Annotated in this window: 18 protein-coding genes and 1 pseudogene; 16 read left to right on the forward strand and 3 right to left on the reverse strand. The window is 70.4% G+C overall.

Features of this window, described 5'->3' with window-relative positions; genetic code table 11:
• The first annotated feature begins 19 nt into the window (after nucleotides 1-19).
• From OG194_RS36100 to dapD, 4 genes and pseudogenes are all read left to right on the forward strand, one after another.
• The gene (locus OG194_RS36100; RefSeq protein ID WP_327404949.1) at nucleotides 20-571 is read left to right on the forward strand and encodes a TetR/AcrR family transcriptional regulator; all 552 of its coding nucleotides are present in this window, start codon (nucleotides 20-22) and stop codon (nucleotides 569-571) included.
• 128 nt (nucleotides 572-699) lie between these two features.
• Nucleotides 700-1,340, forward strand: a pseudogene (locus OG194_RS36105) (RNA polymerase sigma factor).
• Between the two features lie 2 nt (nucleotides 1,341-1,342).
• Nucleotides 1,343-2,308 (forward strand): CU044_5270 family protein, encoded by a 966-nt coding sequence (locus OG194_RS36110; protein WP_327404950.1) that lies wholly within the window; start codon nucleotides 1,343-1,345, stop codon nucleotides 2,306-2,308.
• A gap of 101 nt (nucleotides 2,309-2,409) precedes the next feature.
• A complete protein-coding gene (gene dapD / locus OG194_RS36115; RefSeq protein WP_327404951.1) occupies nucleotides 2,410-3,399 on the forward strand; it encodes a 2,3,4,5-tetrahydropyridine-2,6-dicarboxylate N-succinyltransferase in 990 nt (329 codons plus the stop codon).
• A 52-nt stretch (nucleotides 3,400-3,451) separates the two neighbouring features.
• On the opposite strand, the gene OG194_RS36120 is transcribed toward dapD, so the two are convergent.
• Nucleotides 3,452-3,961 (reverse strand): hypothetical protein, encoded by a 510-nt coding sequence (locus OG194_RS36120; RefSeq protein ID WP_327404952.1) that lies wholly within the window; start codon nucleotides 3,959-3,961, stop codon nucleotides 3,452-3,454.
• A 137-nt stretch (nucleotides 3,962-4,098) separates the two neighbouring features.
• Between OG194_RS36120 and OG194_RS36125 the strand changes: the two genes are divergently transcribed.
• A complete protein-coding gene (locus tag OG194_RS36125) occupies nucleotides 4,099-4,656 on the forward strand; it encodes a SigE family RNA polymerase sigma factor (protein WP_327404953.1) in 558 nt (185 codons plus the stop codon).
• Entirely contained in the window at nucleotides 4,653-5,888 is a 1,236-nt protein-coding gene (locus OG194_RS36130) for a WD40 repeat domain-containing protein (RefSeq protein WP_327404954.1), read from the forward strand. The genes OG194_RS36125 and OG194_RS36130 overlap by 4 nt, the downstream gene beginning before the upstream one ends.
• A 15-nt stretch (nucleotides 5,889-5,903) precedes the next feature.
• Here OG194_RS36130 and dapA read toward each other — a convergent pair whose 3' ends face one another.
• The gene (gene dapA / locus OG194_RS36135) at nucleotides 5,904-6,809 is read right to left on the reverse strand and encodes a 4-hydroxy-tetrahydrodipicolinate synthase (protein ID WP_327404955.1); all 906 of its coding nucleotides are present in this window, start codon (nucleotides 6,807-6,809) and stop codon (nucleotides 5,904-5,906) included.
• Between the two features lie 118 nt (nucleotides 6,810-6,927).
• Between dapA and OG194_RS36140 the strand changes: the two genes are divergently transcribed.
• The 6 genes from OG194_RS36140 to OG194_RS36165 all read left to right on the forward strand — a co-directional run bounded on the left by OG194_RS36140 (nucleotide 6,928) and on the right by OG194_RS36165 (nucleotide 10,719).
• Nucleotides 6,928-7,572 carry a hypothetical protein gene (locus OG194_RS36140; RefSeq protein ID WP_327404956.1) on the forward strand — a complete coding sequence of 215 codons (645 nt, stop codon included), beginning with the start codon at nucleotides 6,928-6,930 and terminating at the stop codon, nucleotides 7,570-7,572.
• 108 nt (nucleotides 7,573-7,680) lie between these two features.
• A complete protein-coding gene (locus OG194_RS36145; protein ID WP_327404957.1) occupies nucleotides 7,681-7,818 on the forward strand; it encodes a hypothetical protein in 138 nt (45 codons plus the stop codon).
• Nucleotides 7,815-8,507 carry a hypothetical protein gene (locus OG194_RS36150; RefSeq protein WP_327404958.1) on the forward strand — a complete coding sequence of 231 codons (693 nt, stop codon included), beginning with the start codon at nucleotides 7,815-7,817 and terminating at the stop codon, nucleotides 8,505-8,507. The genes OG194_RS36145 and OG194_RS36150 overlap by 4 nt, the downstream gene beginning before the upstream one ends.
• 64 nt (nucleotides 8,508-8,571) lie before the next feature.
• Complete coding sequence (locus OG194_RS36155) at nucleotides 8,572-9,291, forward strand: antibiotic biosynthesis monooxygenase (RefSeq protein WP_327404959.1); 720 nt, start codon at nucleotides 8,572-8,574, stop codon at nucleotides 9,289-9,291.
• 71 nt (nucleotides 9,292-9,362) lie between these two features.
• The gene (locus OG194_RS36160; protein ID WP_327404960.1) at nucleotides 9,363-9,977 is read left to right on the forward strand and encodes an ArsR/SmtB family transcription factor; all 615 of its coding nucleotides are present in this window, start codon (nucleotides 9,363-9,365) and stop codon (nucleotides 9,975-9,977) included.
• Nucleotides 9,978-9,993: 16 nt separating this feature from the next.
• Nucleotides 9,994-10,719, forward strand: coding sequence for an SRPBCC domain-containing protein (locus OG194_RS36165; RefSeq protein WP_327404961.1), 726 nt, complete (start codon nucleotides 9,994-9,996; stop codon nucleotides 10,717-10,719).
• Between the two features lie 70 nt (nucleotides 10,720-10,789).
• Here the strand turns inward: OG194_RS36165 and OG194_RS36170 are convergent, their stop codons facing one another.
• Entirely contained in the window at nucleotides 10,790-12,613 is a 1,824-nt protein-coding gene (locus OG194_RS36170; RefSeq protein ID WP_327407330.1) for an endonuclease/exonuclease/phosphatase family protein, read from the reverse strand.
• Between the two features lie 342 nt (nucleotides 12,614-12,955).
• On the opposite strand from OG194_RS36170, the gene OG194_RS36175 reads away from it, so the two are divergent.
• From OG194_RS36175 to OG194_RS36190, 4 genes are all read left to right on the forward strand, one after another.
• Nucleotides 12,956-14,392 (forward strand): hypothetical protein, encoded by a 1,437-nt coding sequence (locus tag OG194_RS36175; protein WP_327404962.1) that lies wholly within the window; start codon nucleotides 12,956-12,958, stop codon nucleotides 14,390-14,392.
• 195 nt (nucleotides 14,393-14,587) lie between these two features.
• Entirely contained in the window at nucleotides 14,588-16,042 is a 1,455-nt protein-coding gene (locus tag OG194_RS36180; RefSeq protein ID WP_327404963.1) for an alkaline phosphatase PhoX, read from the forward strand.
• Nucleotides 16,043-16,192: 150 nt separating this feature from the next.
• Nucleotides 16,193-16,930: a Crp/Fnr family transcriptional regulator gene (locus tag OG194_RS36185; protein WP_327404964.1), complete on the forward strand. Its 738-nt coding sequence runs from the start codon at nucleotides 16,193-16,195 to the stop codon at nucleotides 16,928-16,930.
• Between the two features lie 365 nt (nucleotides 16,931-17,295).
• Entirely contained in the window at nucleotides 17,296-18,237 is a 942-nt protein-coding gene (locus OG194_RS36190; RefSeq protein WP_327404965.1) for a hypothetical protein, read from the forward strand.
• Nucleotides 18,238-18,266: the final 29 nt, after the last annotated feature.

The raw sequence follows: 18,266 nt of genomic DNA on the forward strand, positions 1-18,266 counted from the left end.
TCGAGGGACGCACGCACTGATGGCCCGGCGCTACGACCCCGAGCGGCGGCAGCGGATCATCGACGCGGCGATCCGGGTGGTCGGGGCCAAGGGCATCGCCGGACTGAGCCACCGTTCCGTCGCCGCCGAGGCCGATGTTCCGCTCGGCTCGACGACGTACCACTTCACGACCCTCGACGAACTGATGGTCGCCGCCCTGCGTCAGGCCAACGAGGCCTTCGCCAAGGTGATCGCCTCGCGGGGTGGTCTTGAGGACCCGCGGACGGACCTGGCCGGGGAGTTGGCCGGCTGGATGGGGGAGTGGCTCGCGGGTGACCGCACCGGCGTCGAGCTGGAGTACGAGCTGTACCTCGCCGCCCTGCGTCGCCCGGCCCTGCGCCCCGTCGCCGACGAGTGGGGTCGCGACCTCGCCGACCAACTGGCCCGGCGCACCGACCCGGTGACCGCGCGGGCGCTCGTCGCGCTGATCGACGGGATCTGTCTACAGGTGCTGTTGACGGGCGCGGTGTACGACGAGGCGTATGCGCGGGAGGTGCTGGGGCGGGTGATTCCGCGGCCTGCGGAGGACTGAAGTACTTTCCCGCAGCCCCCTCGGGAACTCTTCGGCTCCGTGAACTCTTCGACCCCCACCGGGTAACAGGGGCCGACACGACGGCAGTTCGACGCCGTCGACGCTACTGACGAATCGGGGGAGACCTGGTGAGCGGACCACCGCCGGGCACGGCGCGGGACGGCGACGACGCGGAGGTCGTCGCCCGGTCGTTGGAGCAGCCGGAGTCGTTCGCCCTGCTCTACGACCGGTACGCGGCGGACATCCACCGGTACGCGGCACGGCGGTTGGGCGACGGCGCGGCCGATGACTCCCCCACGCGCGAATGCGCTCGCGCGGGGGGACCCTCATCGCCGACACGTTCCTCACGGCGTTCCGCATCCGCTCGCGCTACGACCTCACTCGGGCCAACGCCCGCCCCTGGCTGTACGGCATAGCGGGCAACCTCATCGGCAAGCAGCGCCGTACCGAGGTGCGGGCGCTCAAGGCGCTGGCCCGCACCGGGCGCGACCCCGTCGCCGCGTCCTGGGGGGACTCCTGGGTCGAGGACGCCGACAGCCGGATCGCCGCGCAGGGTCCGCTCGCCGGTGCCCTCGCCGCGCTCTCGGCGGGCGACCGGAACGTGCTGCTGCTCGTCGCCTGGGCCGATCTCACCTATCAGGAGGTCGCCGAGGCGCTGGGCATCCCGGTCGGCACCGTCCGTTCCCGGCTCAACAGGGCGCGGCGCAAGGTGCGTTCGGCACTGGGCGCCGATCCCGCATTCGTGAACGACGCGCCGGAGGTGGCGTAGCGATGGACGAGATGACGCAGGTGCGCGAGCCGCGCGCCGGAGCGCCGGTGCCCGACCGCGGACGGCTCGTGGCGGGACGTACGCGGCTGACCGAGTCGGCACGGGCCGGCGGGCGGCACCAAGTGCTGTGGCGGCGCCGGGAGTTCGTGATCGTCGCGGTGGTGGCGGCGGTCACCGCCGTGGCCGTCACCGTCACCGTGCTGCTGAGCGGGACCGCCCCCGGCAGCCGGAAGGTGGAGCCCGCCGGCACGCCGAACGTGAGCCTGAAGGGGCTGAGCGCGGCCCAACTCCTGGAGCGGGCGGCCGACTTGGTCGAGAAGGAGCCGGACTCCGCCGTACCGAGGGCCGATCAGTGGATCTATACCCTCCAGATGTCGGAGGCCCCCGTGGCGGCGGTGACCGAGATGCCGAGCTGGATCCGCTACGACGGCACCGCGACGGCGTCCGAGGACATCGCCCGCAAGGGACAGCGCCCCCAACTCATCGTCACCCCCATGCACTTGGAGAACGGCGGGGAGGGCGACGACCGTTCGCCGCGCGAGATGTGCCGGGTCCTGACGGCGCTGCCCGCCGGCGGTGAGCAGACCGTGAAGTTCCTCCGGCACAAGAACGCCATCGCCGACCAGAAGGGGCGGACCCAGGCCCAGTCGGACTACACCGGGATCAGCGTCCTCCTGGGCGCCCATCTGATGACGTCCAAGGGGCTGGCCTCGCTCTACCGCGCGCTCGCGACCCTGCCCGGCGGCGAGGTCACCGACCAGTTGGTGAAGGACGCCGCCGGGCGCCGGGTGATCGTCCTGACCTATGTCAGGAGCGGCGCCCTGAAGTCCGGGGAGGCGGATCAGTGGCTGTTCGACCCGCAGACGTACCGGATCACGGGGACGCGGATGCTCCTGGACGGCACGGTCGTCGGCGGTAGTTCGACTGCGGCGTGGGCGGTGGTGGACAAGGCCGGCGAACGCGGCTGAGTCGGACCCTGCCGCCGTACTACGAGCCCGTGCGTGTCGTTCTCTGAGACGCCCCGCGCACGAGTTGGTCCCCGCCGCCCCCGCCAGGTTAGGTTTCCCTCATGACCGACACGACCGCACCCCGCACCACCGGCGCCGTTGCCGCCGGGCTCGCCACCGTCGCCGCCGACGGGACCGTACTCGACACCTGGTTCCCCGCGCCCGAACTGTCCGCCCGACCCGGGCCCGCCGGTACGGAGAGCCTGTCCGCCGAGCGTGCCGTGGAGCTGCTCGGTGAGGGTGCGGCCAAGGCGATCGGCCCTGACGTCCGCCGGGGCGTCGAGGTCATCGCGGTCCGCACGGTCATCGCCTCCCTCGACGACAAGCCGCTCGACGCGCACGACGTCTACCTGCGCCTGCACCTCCTCTCGCACCGCCTGGTCAAGCCGCACGGCCAGAGCCTGGACGGCATGTTCGGCTTCCTCGCCAACGTCGCCTGGACCTCGCTCGGCCCGGTCGCCGTGGACGACGTCGAGAAGGTGCGGCTGAACGCGCGCGCCGAGGGCCTGCACCTCCAGGTGACGTCGATCGACAAGTTCCCGCGCATGACGGACTACGTCGCCCCCAAGGGCGTCCGCATCGCCGACGCCGACCGGGTCCGCCTCGGCGCGCACCTGGCCGAGGGCACGACCGTCATGCACGAGGGCTTCGTCAACTTCAACGCCGGCACGCTCGGCACGTCGATGGTCGAGGGCCGGATCTCCGCCGGTGTCGTGGTCGGCGACGGTTCGGACATCGGCGGCGGCGCGTCCACGATGGGCACGCTGTCGGGCGGCGGCAACGTCCGCATCACCATCGGCGAGCGCTGCCTGGTCGGCGCCGAGGCGGGTGTCGGGATCGCGCTGGGCGACGAGTGCGTCGTCGAGGCCGGTCTCTACGTCACCGCCGGCACCCGCGTCACGATGCCCGACGGCCAGATCGTCAAGGCCCGCGAACTCTCCGGCGCCTCCAACATCCTCTTCCGCCGCAACTCCGTCACCGGCACGGTCGAGGCGCGCCCGAACAACGCGGTCTGGGGCGGCCTGAACGAGATCCTGCACAGCCACAACTAGCAGCGCCGTCAGGTGAGTCGAGCGCCCTTCCGTTCACCGGGAGGGCGCTCACTCATGTCCGCACGGCCACCGCGAACTCCGCCAGCGCCGCGAAGTCGCCCTCGCGCAGCCCGAGTCGGGGGTTCACGTGGTGCAGCAGCGCGGGGCCGGGATGGTGGGCGGTCACGAACTCGCCGTCCGGCGCGCTCTGTTCGTCGTCCACCCAGGCGAACGGGCCGCCCTCGGCGTACGCCACGATCGCCTCCGTCTTCCAGTGGACCCCGTCGGGCCGCTCGGCGAACAGACGGTCGCCGAAGTCGACGTACGGCAGCTCGGGCAGGCCGACGACCGGGGCGATCCAGCGGTTCGCGGCGGCCATCCAGGTGGTCGCCCAGCAGAGGTCGTAGCCGAGCCCGAGGAGTGCCGGGCCGTGCGCGGGGTTCAGCCAGACCCGTAGGGGGCGGCGGCGGTCGGGCACGGTGACGCGGATCGTGCTGTAGCCCTCGGGGCGGCGTTCCGGCTGGGCGGCGTACGGGTTGAGGGGGCCGTCGACGTCGAGGAAGAGCAGGGGGCGGCGGCTCATGTGGCCACCGTAGGGGAGTGGTCGTGTGGGGCGGGTGGAAATTTCTCGCGGCGGCAGGCATAGCCAGGCACCCCCGCGAGCGTCACAACGAACACAGGGGTGGGGCACGGGCTCCGCCGGGGGAAGAGAAGGTGACGATGAATGCCGAAGGGCTGGAGAGTTTCCGGGACTTCGTGGACAACAGGTCGTCGGCCCTGCTGAAGACGGCCGTGCTGCTCTGCGGGGGAGACCTGCACGCCGGTGAGGACCTGCTGCAGAACGCCCTGGCCAAAGCGGCCGGACGGTGGCAGCGGATCGACGAACCCGAGGCCTACGTACGGCGGATCCTCTACCGCCAGCAGGTCAGCCGCTGGCGCCTGAAATGGCGCAGGCGCGAGGTCAGCGTGGCCGAGCCGCCCGAGGCGGGCGCGGGTGTCGACGCGGCCGCCGCGGCCGAACTGCGCCTGGTCATGCGCCAGGCGCTGTCCCGGCTCACCGCCCGCCAGCGCACCGTGCTCGTGCTGCGCTACTTCGAGGACCTGCCCGAGGCCGACGTGGCCCGCCTCCTCGGCTGCTCCGTGGGCACCGTACGGTCCACCACCCACCGCTCCCTGGCCCGACTGCGCGTCCTCGCACCGGAGTTGGCCGCTCTGGGCCTCGCCGACGTCGAGCTCCAGCCGTCCCGCGACTACTCACCCGTGGAGGTGCGTCCGTGAACGTCGAGGAACTCCTCCGCGACGCGCTGCGCGAGCAGGCCGCCGAACAGCCCCCGGCGGGACCGGGGTTCGCCGACTGGGTACTGGCCGTCCGCCGGCGCCGCCGCAACCGCAGGCTCGCGAGCGTCGCCGCCGCCACGGCCGCCGTGGTCGCCATCGCCGTGGCCGTGCCGCTGCTGGACTCGGGGAAGGACGACGTCCGTCCGTCGGGTGTCGTGGAGCAGAAGGGAGTCAAAGCCCACCCGAGCCAGTCGCCGCCGCGCGACCTGATCGCGGCCGGGAACACGGCAGTTGCCGCCTACTACGTTCCGACCACCGTCAAGCGGTCGGCCACGGAGGCCGTCTCGGAGCGCGCCTACCGGCTGCTCGACCCGAAGACCGGCAAGTACGTGAAGGCCCCCCGGTGGTCCGTCGTCGCCGTCGCCCCCGGCATGAAGACCGCCGCCGTCCTGGAGAAGACCCTGCCCGCCTCCCGGATCGGCCTGCTCGACCTGGCCACCGGCAAGGTCGAGAGGTGGATCCAGGTCGACCACGGGGTCGCGGGGCTAGAGTTCTCGCGCGACGGACGGAAGCTCGTCGCGACGACCTACGGCGAGAACCCCGACCAAATGGTCAAGCCGAAGGGCTCCAACGCCTGGAGCGGGAAGGAGCCGTCGAGCCGCACCGGCTTCTACGTCCTCGACGTGGGCTCCGGCAACGGTTCCTGGAGCGAGGTCAAGCTCGGTGGCGACGCGAGCGACCCCATGGGCGCCGGCTTCATCAACTCCCGCCAGGACTTCGCCCTCACCCGGGACGGCAGGTACATCTGGGCCGGGAACCCCATGGGCAACATCGGCAAGCAGTTCTGGGACCTCACGGGTGCCGCCGAGCCCGTACCGGAGAACGCGAAGTACCTGGTCTGGTACGTCGACGCGTGGAACTCGCCCAGCGGCAACCTCGTCGCCGGTGACTTCGCGGGCAAGAAGTGGCACACCTCGTCCTACGTCGTCGACGCGACCACCGGCAGGAAGACCGAGATCCACGGGCAGCAACTGCTCGCCTGGGCCGACGACAGGTCCCTCATCGCCTGGGACATCGGGAAGGGGGCGAAGGAGAGCGAGTACCACCAGCGGCTGGTGCTGGTCACCATCGGCAGCGACAAGGAGGTACCGCTGAGCGGCTTCCGCAAGGACAGCGGCACCGATCCAGACAACAGCTCCGGACGGTGGGAGCCCGTGTTCGCGGAGCGCTGACCGACCGCGTGCCGGTCAGGCGGCCACGAACTCCTCGTACGCCGCCAGCAGTTCACGGGCCGCGTCCCGGCCGGCGGGCCGCAGCGGGGCCCGGACCGAACCTCCGGGCAGGCCCAGCGAGTTGAGCAGGGCCTTGACCGTCACGGTGCCGGGGAGCCCCGCCGACATCATCAACTCGATGAGCGGCGTGGCACGTTGTTGGAGGCGGGCGGACACGGGGGTGTCGCCCGCCTCGAACGCGTCCAGGATCGCCCGGAGTTGAGCCGGGACGACGTTCGCGACGGTACTCACATAGCCCGCCCCGCCCACCGCGTACAGCGCGAGGATGTGCTCGTCGCAGCCCGCGTAGTACGCCAACTCCGTGCGGTCCAGCACCTTTTGGGTGCCGAGGAAGTCGTAGGAACAGTCCTTGACCGCGACGATCCTGGGGTGCTCGGAGAGCCGGATCATGGTCTCCGGTTCGATACGGGTGCCGGTGCGGCCCGGGATGTCGTAGAGCACGAGGGGCAGTCCCGAGGCGTCGGCGACCTCGCGGAAGTGCGCCTCCAGGGCGTCCTGCGGGGGCCTGCTGTAGTACGGCGAGACCACCAACACCCCGTCCGCGCCCGCCTTTTCGGCCTGGAGGGCGAGTTCCACGGTGTGCCGGGTGTCGAAGGTGCCGACGCCCGAGACGAGGGGGACCTGATCACCGACGGCCTCGCGGACGGCGGTGACGAGCGCCGCCTTCTCCGCGTCCGTCGTGGTCGGCGACTCCCCGGTCGTCCCGGACAGCACGAGCCCGTCACAGCCCTCCGACACCAGCCGCCCGGCGAGGAGTTGGGCACCGGGGAGGTCGAGTTCCCCGGCCTCGGTGAAGGGGGTGATCATCGCGCACAGGGCGCGGCCGAAGGGAGGAGGGGCGGGTCGGGCTGCGGTCGTCATGGGAGTAGTCTCGGCAGAGCGACAGTGAAGCACCACTTAATTCTTCTACCGGATATCGATAAGTGATGCTGCGGAATGGGTGGCGTGGCGTGGTGTGGCGATGAAAGATGGGGGCGGTGTGACGGGGAGGGGCGGCACGGGGGATCCCGCACGGCGGCCCGACGAGGAAGGGGACGCCGAAGACTCCGTACGCCACCGCGACCACGGCGTCCCGCTGGCCCGTTTCACCGACCGCGTGCTGGTGGTCTGTCCCCGCTGCGGCGGCCGCGCGCTCGTCGTCCCGCGACCTGGTCTGCCCGCGCCCCGGTACGCCACGGAACTCCTGTACCAGCCACGCCGGTTGGCGTGCGCCGGGTGCGGGGCCGTCGCCGACTGGGCGGCCGCGACGCGGGACAACGCCCTGATCGGCGTGGCGCCGGGCGGCACCGAGGACCCCTTCTTCGGGCGCCCCCTCTGGTTGCAGACCCGCTGCGTCGGTCACATCCTGTGGGCCTACAGCGAGGTGCACGTCGACGCCCTCTCGGCCTATGTGGGCGCGCGGTTGCGCGAGCGGGGCGGACTGTCGCCGACGAGGGCGATGTTCGCGCGGCTGCCTGCCTGGATGAAGACCTCCGAGCACCGCGCCGAGCTCCTGGCCGGTCTGGAGACGCTGCGAGGCCTGGCCGGGCGCACGGCCCCCGCCGACCGCTCCGACGCCGCCCACGAACACGGCGACCGCCCTCGGCCGTACAGGAGTCTCTACTTCCGGGGCGGCCCCTACTAGCCCCCCGAGCATCAAGGCCCTATGTCCAATTGACCCCCTCATGGGTCACCATGGCCAGGAAGGTCACGGACGTGGGAAGTTGATCCACCCCTGGTCACGGGAGGCGTCATGAAGCTCGGCAAGGCACTGGCCACCGGAGTCGCCGAAGAGCGGCAGCGGATCCACGAGGAGGAGCTCGAACTCCCCGAGAGGATCGCGGAGTTCACGGAGGAGAAGGCGCCCGAAGAGGTCCCGGCCGCCCGATGAGGCTGCGGCTCCCCGAGGAACGCCCGACGGAGCCGCCGACCGGATTCAAGATCGCCCACCCGGTGCTGTCCCAGGACGGCACCCGGGCCGGGTTCACCGGTGTGTCGCTGGGCGGCGCGCTGCCGTACGGAGTCGTGGCCGACGCGTCCTGCGTCTACGGCCGCCGCCACCGTTCGCCCGCGCGACTCTGCGACTGCGGCTTCCACTGCGTGCACGAACGGGCAGCGGCGGAAGCCCTGTTGTGCACCGCCGAGCACCGCGCGGCGGTCCTCCTCGACATCACCGTGCTCGGCGCCTACATCCGCTTCGAACTCGGCTTCCGCTACGCCCGCCAACGCGTCCGCGCCGCCACCGTCGGCCCCTGCGCCTGCGGCGCCCGAGCCGTCGCCCTCGCCGACGCCGGTTGGGGCAGGCCCGGTTGGCGCGCCCTGGCCGCCGCCTGCGCGGGCTGCGTCCGCAGTCGTACGTCCGTCTCGCTCGCCGAGTTCGCCCGGCGGGCCGGGGACGGGCTACGGGTGGCGGCGGGAAGCGACGGGGAGACGGCGACCGTGGACCCCGGACTTCCCGAAGGACTCGGCGTGCCCGAACTCGTCGCGGAGGCCGCCCTGTTGCAGGCCCGCCTCGACTGGTTCCAGAGCCGGTTGGCGCGTCTGGAAGGGAGCGGGGGACAGCAACAAGGCGGGCCTTGACCTCAACTCCGGTCGAGGTTGAAGGCTGGTCGGTACACACCCGTACCGATCACCGGAGGCCCGCATGACCCGCCGAACCGACTCCCACCCCGACCTCGCCGACCCCCGCGTCGGCGCCCCCTTCTTCAGCACCTGGCGCGTTGGCACACCCCTGCGCCAACGGCAGTCCGTCGAGGCGATCGCGGGCGCCTGGGAACGCCGGCCCTGGCCCGCCGACGACCTCCTCGGCTACCACGTCTACACCGGCCACGACGCCTCCACCCTGCTGCACTACTCGCAGTGGACGAGCGAGCCGGCGTACGAGACCTTCGTCAAGACCCACCGCCAGGAGCGCGTCGACGAGATCGACACCGCCGTACCGGGCATCGAACGCCTCGGCCTCGGCCGCTATCGCCACTACCGCAGCGGCGGCACCCTGACAGACCGGGATGGGCGCATCCCCAGGCGCGTCCCCGGTTGCGTCGTGATCGTCGACGTGGTGTTCGAGGGCCCCCACCCCGACCGCCAACGCGCCTGGGTGGACGCCGTGTTCGAGGCCCTGGAGAACGAGCCCGCGCCGCACCCCGGCGGTATCTCCGCCCACTTCCACCTCTCCACCGACGGCGCCCGCGTCCTCAACTACGCCGAGTGGGACAGCGCCCAGGCCCACATCGAGGCCCTCGCCGCCCCCGGCGACGGCATCGGCTCCGCCACCGCACTCTGGGAACGCGTCCAGACCTGGCCGGGACTGAAGAGCACCACGGTCAGCCGTTACGACCACGCGCTCGGCCTCGTCCCTGACTGACCGGCGCCCCGGCTTCCGCCGACAATCCCACCCACCTGGACAAAAAAAGTGTTCGGTGAGACGGTGGACGCATGCTGGACGTCACCGTGATCGAGGACCCCGAGGCCGCAGCCGTCTCGCTGGACCCCATAAGGGCCCGGCTGCTCGCCGAACTGGCGGCCGGACCCGCGTCGGCCACCATGCTGGCCGGCAAGGTCGGACTGCCCCGGCAGAAGGTGAACTACCACCTCAAGGCGCTGGAGCGGCACGGCCTGGTCGAGCTGGACGGCGAGCGGCGCAAGGGCAATGTCACCGAGCGGGTGATGCGGGCGACCGCCGCGTCGTACGTCATCTCGCCGCTCGCGCTCGCCGCCGTGCAGCCGGACCCGGACCGGTTCCGCGACCAGCTCTCCGCACGGTGGCTGCTGGCGCTCGGCGCCAGGCTGGTGCGGGACGTCGGTTCGCTGATCACCGGGGCGACCAAGGCCCATCAGCGGCTGGCGACCTACGCGCTGGACGGCGAGGTGCGCTTCGCGTCCGCCGCCGACCGGGCCGCGTTCATCCAGGAGTTGACCGCCGGGGTGAGCGCCCTCATCCGCAAGTACGACGCGGGTGACGCGGAGGAGGGACGCGACCACCGGATCGTCGTGGCCGTCCACCCCACGCTGAAGGAACAGCCGCTGCCCGTACCGGAATTGGACCAGTAGGACTCAGGAGCCAGTCATGTCCAAGGAATTCGAGATCGTCTACGAGTTTGAGGTCGACGCCACGCCGGGGGAGGTGTGGGACGCCATCACGTCCGGTACGGGCGGGTGGCTGTGGCCGATGGAGTTCGACGGGGAGAAGCGGGTCGGGCCCTTCGGATCCACGCTCACCAACTTCGACCCGCCGCACCGGCTCACCGCCCTCAGCGAGGACGTCGGCTTCCCCACCCAGAGTCTCAACCAGATCGACGAGACCATCGAGCCCCGCGACGGCGGCCGGCGGGCCTGGGTGCGGTACGTGCACAGCGGGATCTTCACCGACGACTGGGACAACCAGTACGACGGCGCGAGCAAGCACAACGCGTTCTACCTGCACACCCTGCGGGAGTACGTCACCCACTTCGCGGGCCGCCCGGTCGCGTTCGCGACATTCGACGGTCCCGAAGCCTCAACCGCCGCCGACGCCTTCGGAGTTGTCGGCCGGGCGCTCGGCCTCGCGGACGACACCAATGAGGGAGCACGGGTCCGGGCGCGCGGGCCCGAGGGCCAACTCCTGGACGCCGTACTCGACTTCCGCAGCCCGTACTTCATCGGACTGCGCACCGACAGCGCGTTGATCCGCTTCTTCGGGCGCAACCACTGGGGCGCCCCGGTCGGCATCAGCGTCCACGACTTCGCCCCGGACGCCGACGCCAAGACGAACGAACTCGCCTGGCGGAACTGGCTGGACGGGGCCTTCGTCTGACCTGGTGCAAGTCGGCGAGACCCCGTCCAACCACCCCCCCCGTGAGCCCCCGTGGCCCACCCCGTAGGTGCTACGGCTGGAAGCGCAGCACCTGCGGGTCGTGGTCGCTGATCTGGTCGTTGAACTCCGAGTTGATGTGGACGCTGTCGTACTCGAAGCAGTCCTTGCGGATCGACGGGCTGATCAGGATCTGGTCCAGGACCTGCGCGTTGCCCTGGTAGTCGTACGTGTAACGCTCGTTCTTCGGCAGGGACTTGATCGCCGAGTACAGCTCGCCCTTGCCTTCGAGGATCTTCGCGGTGTCGGAGAACTCGAAGTCGTTCATGTCGCCGAGCGTGATGACGTCCGCGTCCTTCTGCGCGGCGAGGATCTCCTTGACGAAGGCGTTGACCGCCGTCGCCTGCGCGTGGCGCTGGGTCTCCGAGCTGCGGGTGACCGGCTGGTACTGCGCGGTCAGGGGCTGGTCGCCGCCCTTGGAGATCAGGTGGTTGGCGATCACGAAGACCGTCCTGCCCTTGAAGACGAACTCGCCCGCGAGCGGCTTGCGGCTCGCGCTCCAGGCCGCGTTGGCCGGGTCGATCCGGCCCGGGGACGCGGTCAGTTGGGCCTTGCCGTGCACCTTGGTGACACCGACGGCGGTCGTCGAGTCGCCGCCCGCGCGGTCGGTGAAGGAGACCCGCTCCGGGTTGAACAGGAACACCTGGCGGATGTTGCCGCCGGGCTCGCCGCCGTCCTGGTCGTTGACCGGGTTGATCGAGCGCCAGTCGTACTTCGGGCCGCCCGCCGCGACGATCGCATCGATCAGCTTGTTGACCGTGACGCTCGCGTCGACCGTGCCGTCGTCCGTCGCACCGTTGTTGTCCTGGATCTCCTCCAGGGACACGATGTCGGGGGACTGGAGGTTGTTCACGATCGCGGCGGCGTGCGCGGCGAAGGTGCCGTCCGACGGGTCGAGGTTCTCGACGTTGTACGTCGCCACCGCGAGCTGGCTGCGCGACTGCTTCTTCGTCGTCTCGCGCTTGAGGCCGGCGCTCTTCACGGCGCCGATCTCGTTCGCGACGAGGGTGTAGCCGCCGTACTGGTTGAAGTCCAGCGGGCCGGCCGTGGTGCCGGTGAGCTTGTCGCCGACGTTGACGACCGGGAAGTCCGCCGTCGCGCCCAGGGACTGGATCTGGAGGCGGCCGCCGTTCTGCGAGTCGTAGGAGCCGTAGACCGTGCCGCCGCGCTGGGTGGCGTTCTCGTGCGGCTTCACCGTGACCCACAGCTCCGCGTACGGGTCGGTCGCGGTGACCACACGGGCGTTCGAGACCTGGACGTTCATGCCCTCAAGGGACTCGTAGTAGTCCAGGGCGTACTTCTTGGGCTGGAGCGCGAGCGCGTTGATCGAATCGCTCGCGGCGGTGTCGCCGGCCTGCGTGTACCTGCTCGGCGCGGACCGGTCGCTGATCACCGTGGCGGCCGGTACGGCGTTGCCGCTGGAGACGACGGTGACCGTCGGCTTGGTGATCTCGGTCAGCGACTGGTTGCCCGTGGAGGCACCGCCCGGCACGTACTCGGAGACCGTGCCGGAGACGGTGACCGAGTCGCCGACGGCGACCTTCGGCGTGGAGCTGGTGAAGACGAAGACGCCCTCGCTGGTGGCCGGGTTGTCGTCCGGGGTCGCGTCCTGGAACCAGAACCCCTTCGACGAGCCGTACGTACGGACGCCCGTGACGATGCCCGGTACGTCCGCGACCTTCTGGCCGGCGTACGGGGACACCCGGGTCGTGCCCTGGATGTCATGGATGCGCACGCTGTCGGCGTGCGCGGGCGAGGTGAGAACGATCGTGGACGCCACGGAACAGACGGCGGCGACGGTCAGCGCGGCGAGGCGCGCGGAGGACTTGCTCGGCAACGGGATCCCTCCGGGGACATGCATGAGTGCCGGGACGAGGGTGATGGAACAACAGGAACAGGTGAGAACAGGTGATACGGCGGTGGGAGCCGCGAACCGGTGGGGCGGTGGCGACGCGCGTAGAACTTACCTGGAATGGGTGTCCATGACATTTCTACGCGCGTCAATCTCATTGCGGCGCCGCCCAGTTGTCAAGGTTTCAGCCATGTACTCCTCGTGGCCGGAACATGAACCGGGCGGCATGGGTCGAAATCCGTCTAGGCTGAGCGGCTGAGTCGTGTGTCGTGTAAGGCGGTCGTACAGCCGTCGTACGGCCTTCGAGGCGCCTAGGAGAACCCACCGATGTCAGACAGCTCCCCCTTGCCGCCGGTGCGGCTGCACTCCGAAGCGGAGCTGGCGCGCGACGCGCTGTCCACACCCCTGCTCGCCCGGGCCGCACGGCTCGCCCGCTGGGCGGGCCCCGACACCCGCATCGACGCCGGTGGCAGCCTTGTCGACGAGCAGCTGCCCGCCGCGGCCGAGCTGCTCGGGCTCACCGGCGAGGATGCCGCGGCCGACGCGAGCGAGGCCTGGCGGGTCGCCGTGGACACCGGGCTCGTCGAGGTCGTCGACGAGGAGGAGGGCACCGTGGCGACCGGCGAGGAGCTGGCGCTGCTCACCTCCGGCTCGCCCGGCGACGTCCTCACGGTGTGGCTCGGCGCCCTCGACACCCTCCTCGCGGACGCGAGCGTGCCCGATCTGGACGGTCTTGTCGACGCCATGGACGAGGGCGGCGAGGTCGATTTCTCGTCACTCGACTGGGATCCCGAGGCGGAGGCCGAGTTCCTCGACGGCGTCCTCGGCAACCTCTACCTCCTCACCGTCAACGAGGACGGCCCCGGCGACGGCCCCGTCCCGCTGCCCGCGCTCGCCGCGTCGATGATCGTGCCCAGCGACATGGGCGAGCCCACCAACGACGTCCTGGAACAGGTCTCCGACGCGATGATGCGCCTCGACGACCAGTTCCGGCTCCTCGAACCGATCGGCATCGTCGAGTACCAGCCCGTCGACGAGGCACTCATGGCCGACCCCGACGAACTGACGGACGGACCCTCCGCACCCGTCGACGAGACCGACGTCACCCGCTACGGCATGGTCCGCCTCACCCCCCTCGGCCTCTACGGCCTCCGCGCCCGCCTCCTGGAGGCCGGCTTCGCCGCCCCCGCCGTAGGAGATCTCGCGGACAAGGGCGCGGACGCGCTGCTCGACGGGACGTCGACGTTCCCGCAGGCGGCCGCGCGGGCCGAGACCGAGCAGTGGCTGGCCGGCCGTGAACCCCTCGCCGCGGCACGGGAGTTGCTCGCCGCCGCCCGCGGCGCCGACACCGGCGCGCCGCTACGACGGCTGCTCTGCCAGCAGGCGCTCTCCCTCGTCGGCGACGAGGCCGAGCCGGCGCTGCGCGAGGTGCTCGAAGACCCCGAGCTGGGCGGTCTCGCCCGGGTCTGGCTGAGCGAGCACGGTGCGAGCGACGTCCCCGCGCCCTCCGAGGACCTGGTCTTCTGGCTCACCGTCGACACGGTCGCCGCGCAGCTCGCCGCCGAGGGCAACTCCGAGGAGTTGCAGGCCCTGGTGGAGGGGCTGGCCCAGCAGCACAACGGGTTCTTCGCGGCTGCCTGGCGGGTCGACCACCCGGCGACCGCGGACGTCCTGGAGGCGATGGGACGCCTGCACCCGGACAAGCGGATCGCGAAGGAAGCGCGGAAGGCGGCGTTCAAGGCGCGTTCCCAGCAAGGAAGTTGACCGGATCCACCCTGCGGGACTTTTGAGTTCCATGGTTGAGTGCATACGGCTTCGTGGGTCGGCTCTTACGGATTCATGGAAGAGGGCCCGGCGAAGTCGGCCGGTGTTCAACTCGTGTTCAGACATGGGCGGAAGCGTGGCGCCGACCGAGGTCCGCCACCCTCCACGGCACACCCACCGTCACAGGAGACACGTATGTCGCTCACCCGCAGGGATTTCACCGCCAAGTCCGCGATGACCGGTGCCGGGGTCGCGCTGGCGGGCAGCGTCGGCGCCCTCGCCACCGCGCCCAACGCCCTCGCGTCCACCGACACCTACGACGAGAAGTCGGCGGCCGATCACGGACACGGACACGGGCACACCGGCGTCGGCTACGGCACGCTGATCCCCGACCCGGACGGCATCCTCGCCCTGCCCGCCGGCTTCAAATACCGCGTCATCACCTACAGCGGCAAAACCAAGCTGGAATCGGGCGAGTTCACCCCCTCCAACCACGACGGCACGTCCACCTTCGACGGCCCGCGCGGCGCCACCCTCCTGGTCAACAACCACGAGCTGGCCGGCCCCCGCGCCCAATGGCCCCACCCCGTCCCGCTCACCGAGGGCCTCGTCTACGACCCCGCCGGGGCCGGCGGCTGCACGGTCGTCGAGGTCCGCCGCGACCACGTCGCCGAGTGGGTCGGCATCGCCGGCACCGTCACCAACTGCGCGGGCGGCAACACCCCTTGGGACACCTGGCTCACCTGCGAGGAGACCGAGGACAAGGCCGGCACCAACGGCTTCACCAAGGACCACGGTTACGTCTTCGAGGTCGACCCGGTGGACCGCCGCGCCAACCGGAACCCCAAGCCGATCAAGGCACTTGGCCGCTACGCCCACGAGGCGGTGGTCGTCGACCCGAAGCGCGGCCACCTCTACCTGACCGAGGACGCGTCGGGCCCGAACGGCCTCCTCTACCGCTGGACCCCGCCCGAGCACTTCCACCACGGCCGCGGCAAGCTCCGCACCCTCGCCGACGACGCGGGCGTCCTCCAGGCCTTCAAGTGCTTCGACTCCGGCGGCAAGTTCGTCGACGACCTCTCCCGCGCCACGAAGATCGGCACGGTCTACGGCGTCGACTGGGTCGACGTCCCCGACCGCGACGCGAAGACGACCTCCGTCCGCAAGCAGTTCGCCACCGGCGAGATCACCCGCGCCCGCAAGCTGGAGGGCATGTGGTGGGGCGACGGCGGCACGTACATCGTCTCCTCGTTCGCCCGCACGGAGAGCCCCGTCCAGCACGACGGCGCCGTCTGGTTCTACGACCCCAAGCGCCGCACCCTCACCCTCAAGGTCCTGATCGGCGTCAACCCCGACCCGTCCGTGGACGGCGCGTTCGACGGCCCCGACAACATCACCGTCTCTCCCTACGGCGGCCTCGTCATCGCCGAGGACGGCGAGGGCGTCCAGCACCTGTTCGGCGCGACGGACAGCGGGCGCACGTACCCGATCGCCCGCAACGAACTCAACATCGGCACCGAAGAGAAGCCGGAGTACAGCGAGTTCACGGGTGTGACGTTCTCCCCGGACGGCAAGACCCTGTACGCGAACATCCAGACTCCGGGGATCATGCTCGCGATCACGGGGCCTTGGAAGCGGCAGAAGCGCTGACCGGTTCCACCACGATCTGACGGGCCGACGGGCGAAAGCGCTTGTCGGCCCGATCTGTGTGGCATCTCATGTTCTGTCCGGAACGCCCTCCTCCGGCATTCCGAAGCAGGACAATGCCCACACCGCGACGGTGTCGGTGAGGGAGGCCCAGTGGAGCGGATCGACGCGCAGAACCTGACCGGCCTGCTACGCCGGCACCGTAGAACCTGGGGCGGGGGAACCTTTCTGGCCCGACTGAACGACGACGAGTTGTGGGCTGTCCTCGACGCTGGCGCACCGGTCGAGTTTGGCAGGGGAGAGGTACTGGTCACCGAAGGCGGACCGGACACCGATGTCTTCCTCCTGCTGTCCTCGACGGTGAAGGTCACCACGCGCACCAGAACGAAGAAGCGAACCCTGATCGCGGTCCGGGCCGGAGGCGATGTCATCGGTGAACTCGCCACACTGGAGGGCTTCCGGCGCACGGCCACCGTCGAGGTACGGGGCCGCGAACCAGTGTTGGCCGTGAAGGTCGAAGGCCGTCGTTTCCTTGATGTGATCCGGATCTTGCCGGACGCGCACATGCTGCTGACCGCCTCCGTGGCCCGCAAACTCATTGCGGCGACCCGCCGGCGCGCCGGTTTCGCGGGATTCACCGCGGAGATCCGGCTCGCGCGGGTGATCGCGGACATGGCGGAGGACTACGGGGTTCGTACGCCCACCTTTCGTGACGGCCTGGAGATCGGCGTGGACCTCACCCAGACCGAGTGGGGAGCACTGATAGGGGCGAGTGAATCCACCGCGTTCCGCGCCTTGAAAGAGCTCAAGCACCGGGAACTCGTTACTGTCCGCTACCGCAGGATCGTGGTGCGGGACCTGCCGAGGCTGCGCGCCTTCGCCGACGTTTAGTCATCTGTTACGGGAACGCCGTCACGTGACGGCGTGCTTTGGCATGAGATGAGCGGATCGACATACTGCTGTCCCGCGGTGCCCTCCTTGCTCGCTGCACCGCGAACACCACGACTCGTCACTCCTCCAGGGGGTAACGGCAGATGACGCCGGAGCACGCCGAAGGACCCGTTCAGCGCGTCCACACCGACGACGATCTGAGGCGGTGGAGCGACAACGTGCCATACGCCCAGGAAGACCAACTGTCGACCGTACGGAGCGCCCGCTCCCGCGCCGTGCACAACGCCCGACTGGACTCGGACGGGGCCTTTGTCCAGAACCACGGCGACGGCGACTTGGTCCGTTGGCCCTACACCGTCAGCGGGTTGGACCTGCTGGACCGCTATGTCCCGACGCTCGCCGTCGAACTCGGCAGGGCCAACGAGCGCCGCACCGAGGAGGCCCGCTCCCGGATGCGGATGGCTGCGGTAGAGGGCGTCAGTCGGCGGGTCGGTGATGGTCTCGTCGGGGCCGCGCCGATCACCGCCAAACGCTTCCTGGACTGCCGGCAGAGCCGTGCCGCCCTTGAACTCCTCCCGCACCGACCGCTCGTTGTAGTCATCGACGACCGGCTCCACAGCCTGGTCGAGCAGCGCCTGGGCAGTCTTGAAGAGCGCAACTTCATCCCCATTCAGGTCGAGATCCCGGACAAGGGATTCTCTGAGTCTGCCTGGCTCACCATGCCCGGCTGCGATGCGGCCGAACTCGAACTGCTGCGCAAGGAACTCGCCGCGGGGCAGCCCGAACCGACGCCGGAAAGCAGCGGAGTTGTCCCTGCCCGTCGCCCGCGCGATGCGGAAGAACCCGGAGACGACGATTCAAGCCCTACGCCGGGCGATACCCCGGAAGACCGCCAGCGACGGCGGATGACTCCGGCGCTCGCGACCATCATCGGGGCGGCGATTGCCGCCCTCGCCGCGGTCGCTGTCGCGATGGTGCCCTTCCTCCCCTGGAACACCGACAAGTCCGACAGCACTACGCCCTGGGTCGACATCACCGGCACCTGCACCGCCCCAGGCGACCAACTCGCCGTCTCCTCCGGCGGATTCACACCGAACAAGCAGTACACGGTGACGGTGACGGAACCTGGTGGCCGACCCTACGACCTGTCATACGGCAGCAGCGGCACGGCGACCGCGCAAGGCGCCCTGCACACCGGCTGGACCTGCGAGGCGAAGGACGCATCGGGCGTTTACAGCATCGCCGTCACCGACACGACCACGGGGAAGACCGCTCACGACACGTTCCAGGTGGACAAGGTCGACTGACATCCGGCCTCGCCCACATCCGAAGGAGA

The sequence above is a fragment of the Streptomyces sp. NBC_01288 genome (genome assembly GCF_035982055.1).
Lineage (GTDB): Bacteria > Actinomycetota > Actinomycetes > Streptomycetales > Streptomycetaceae > Streptomyces.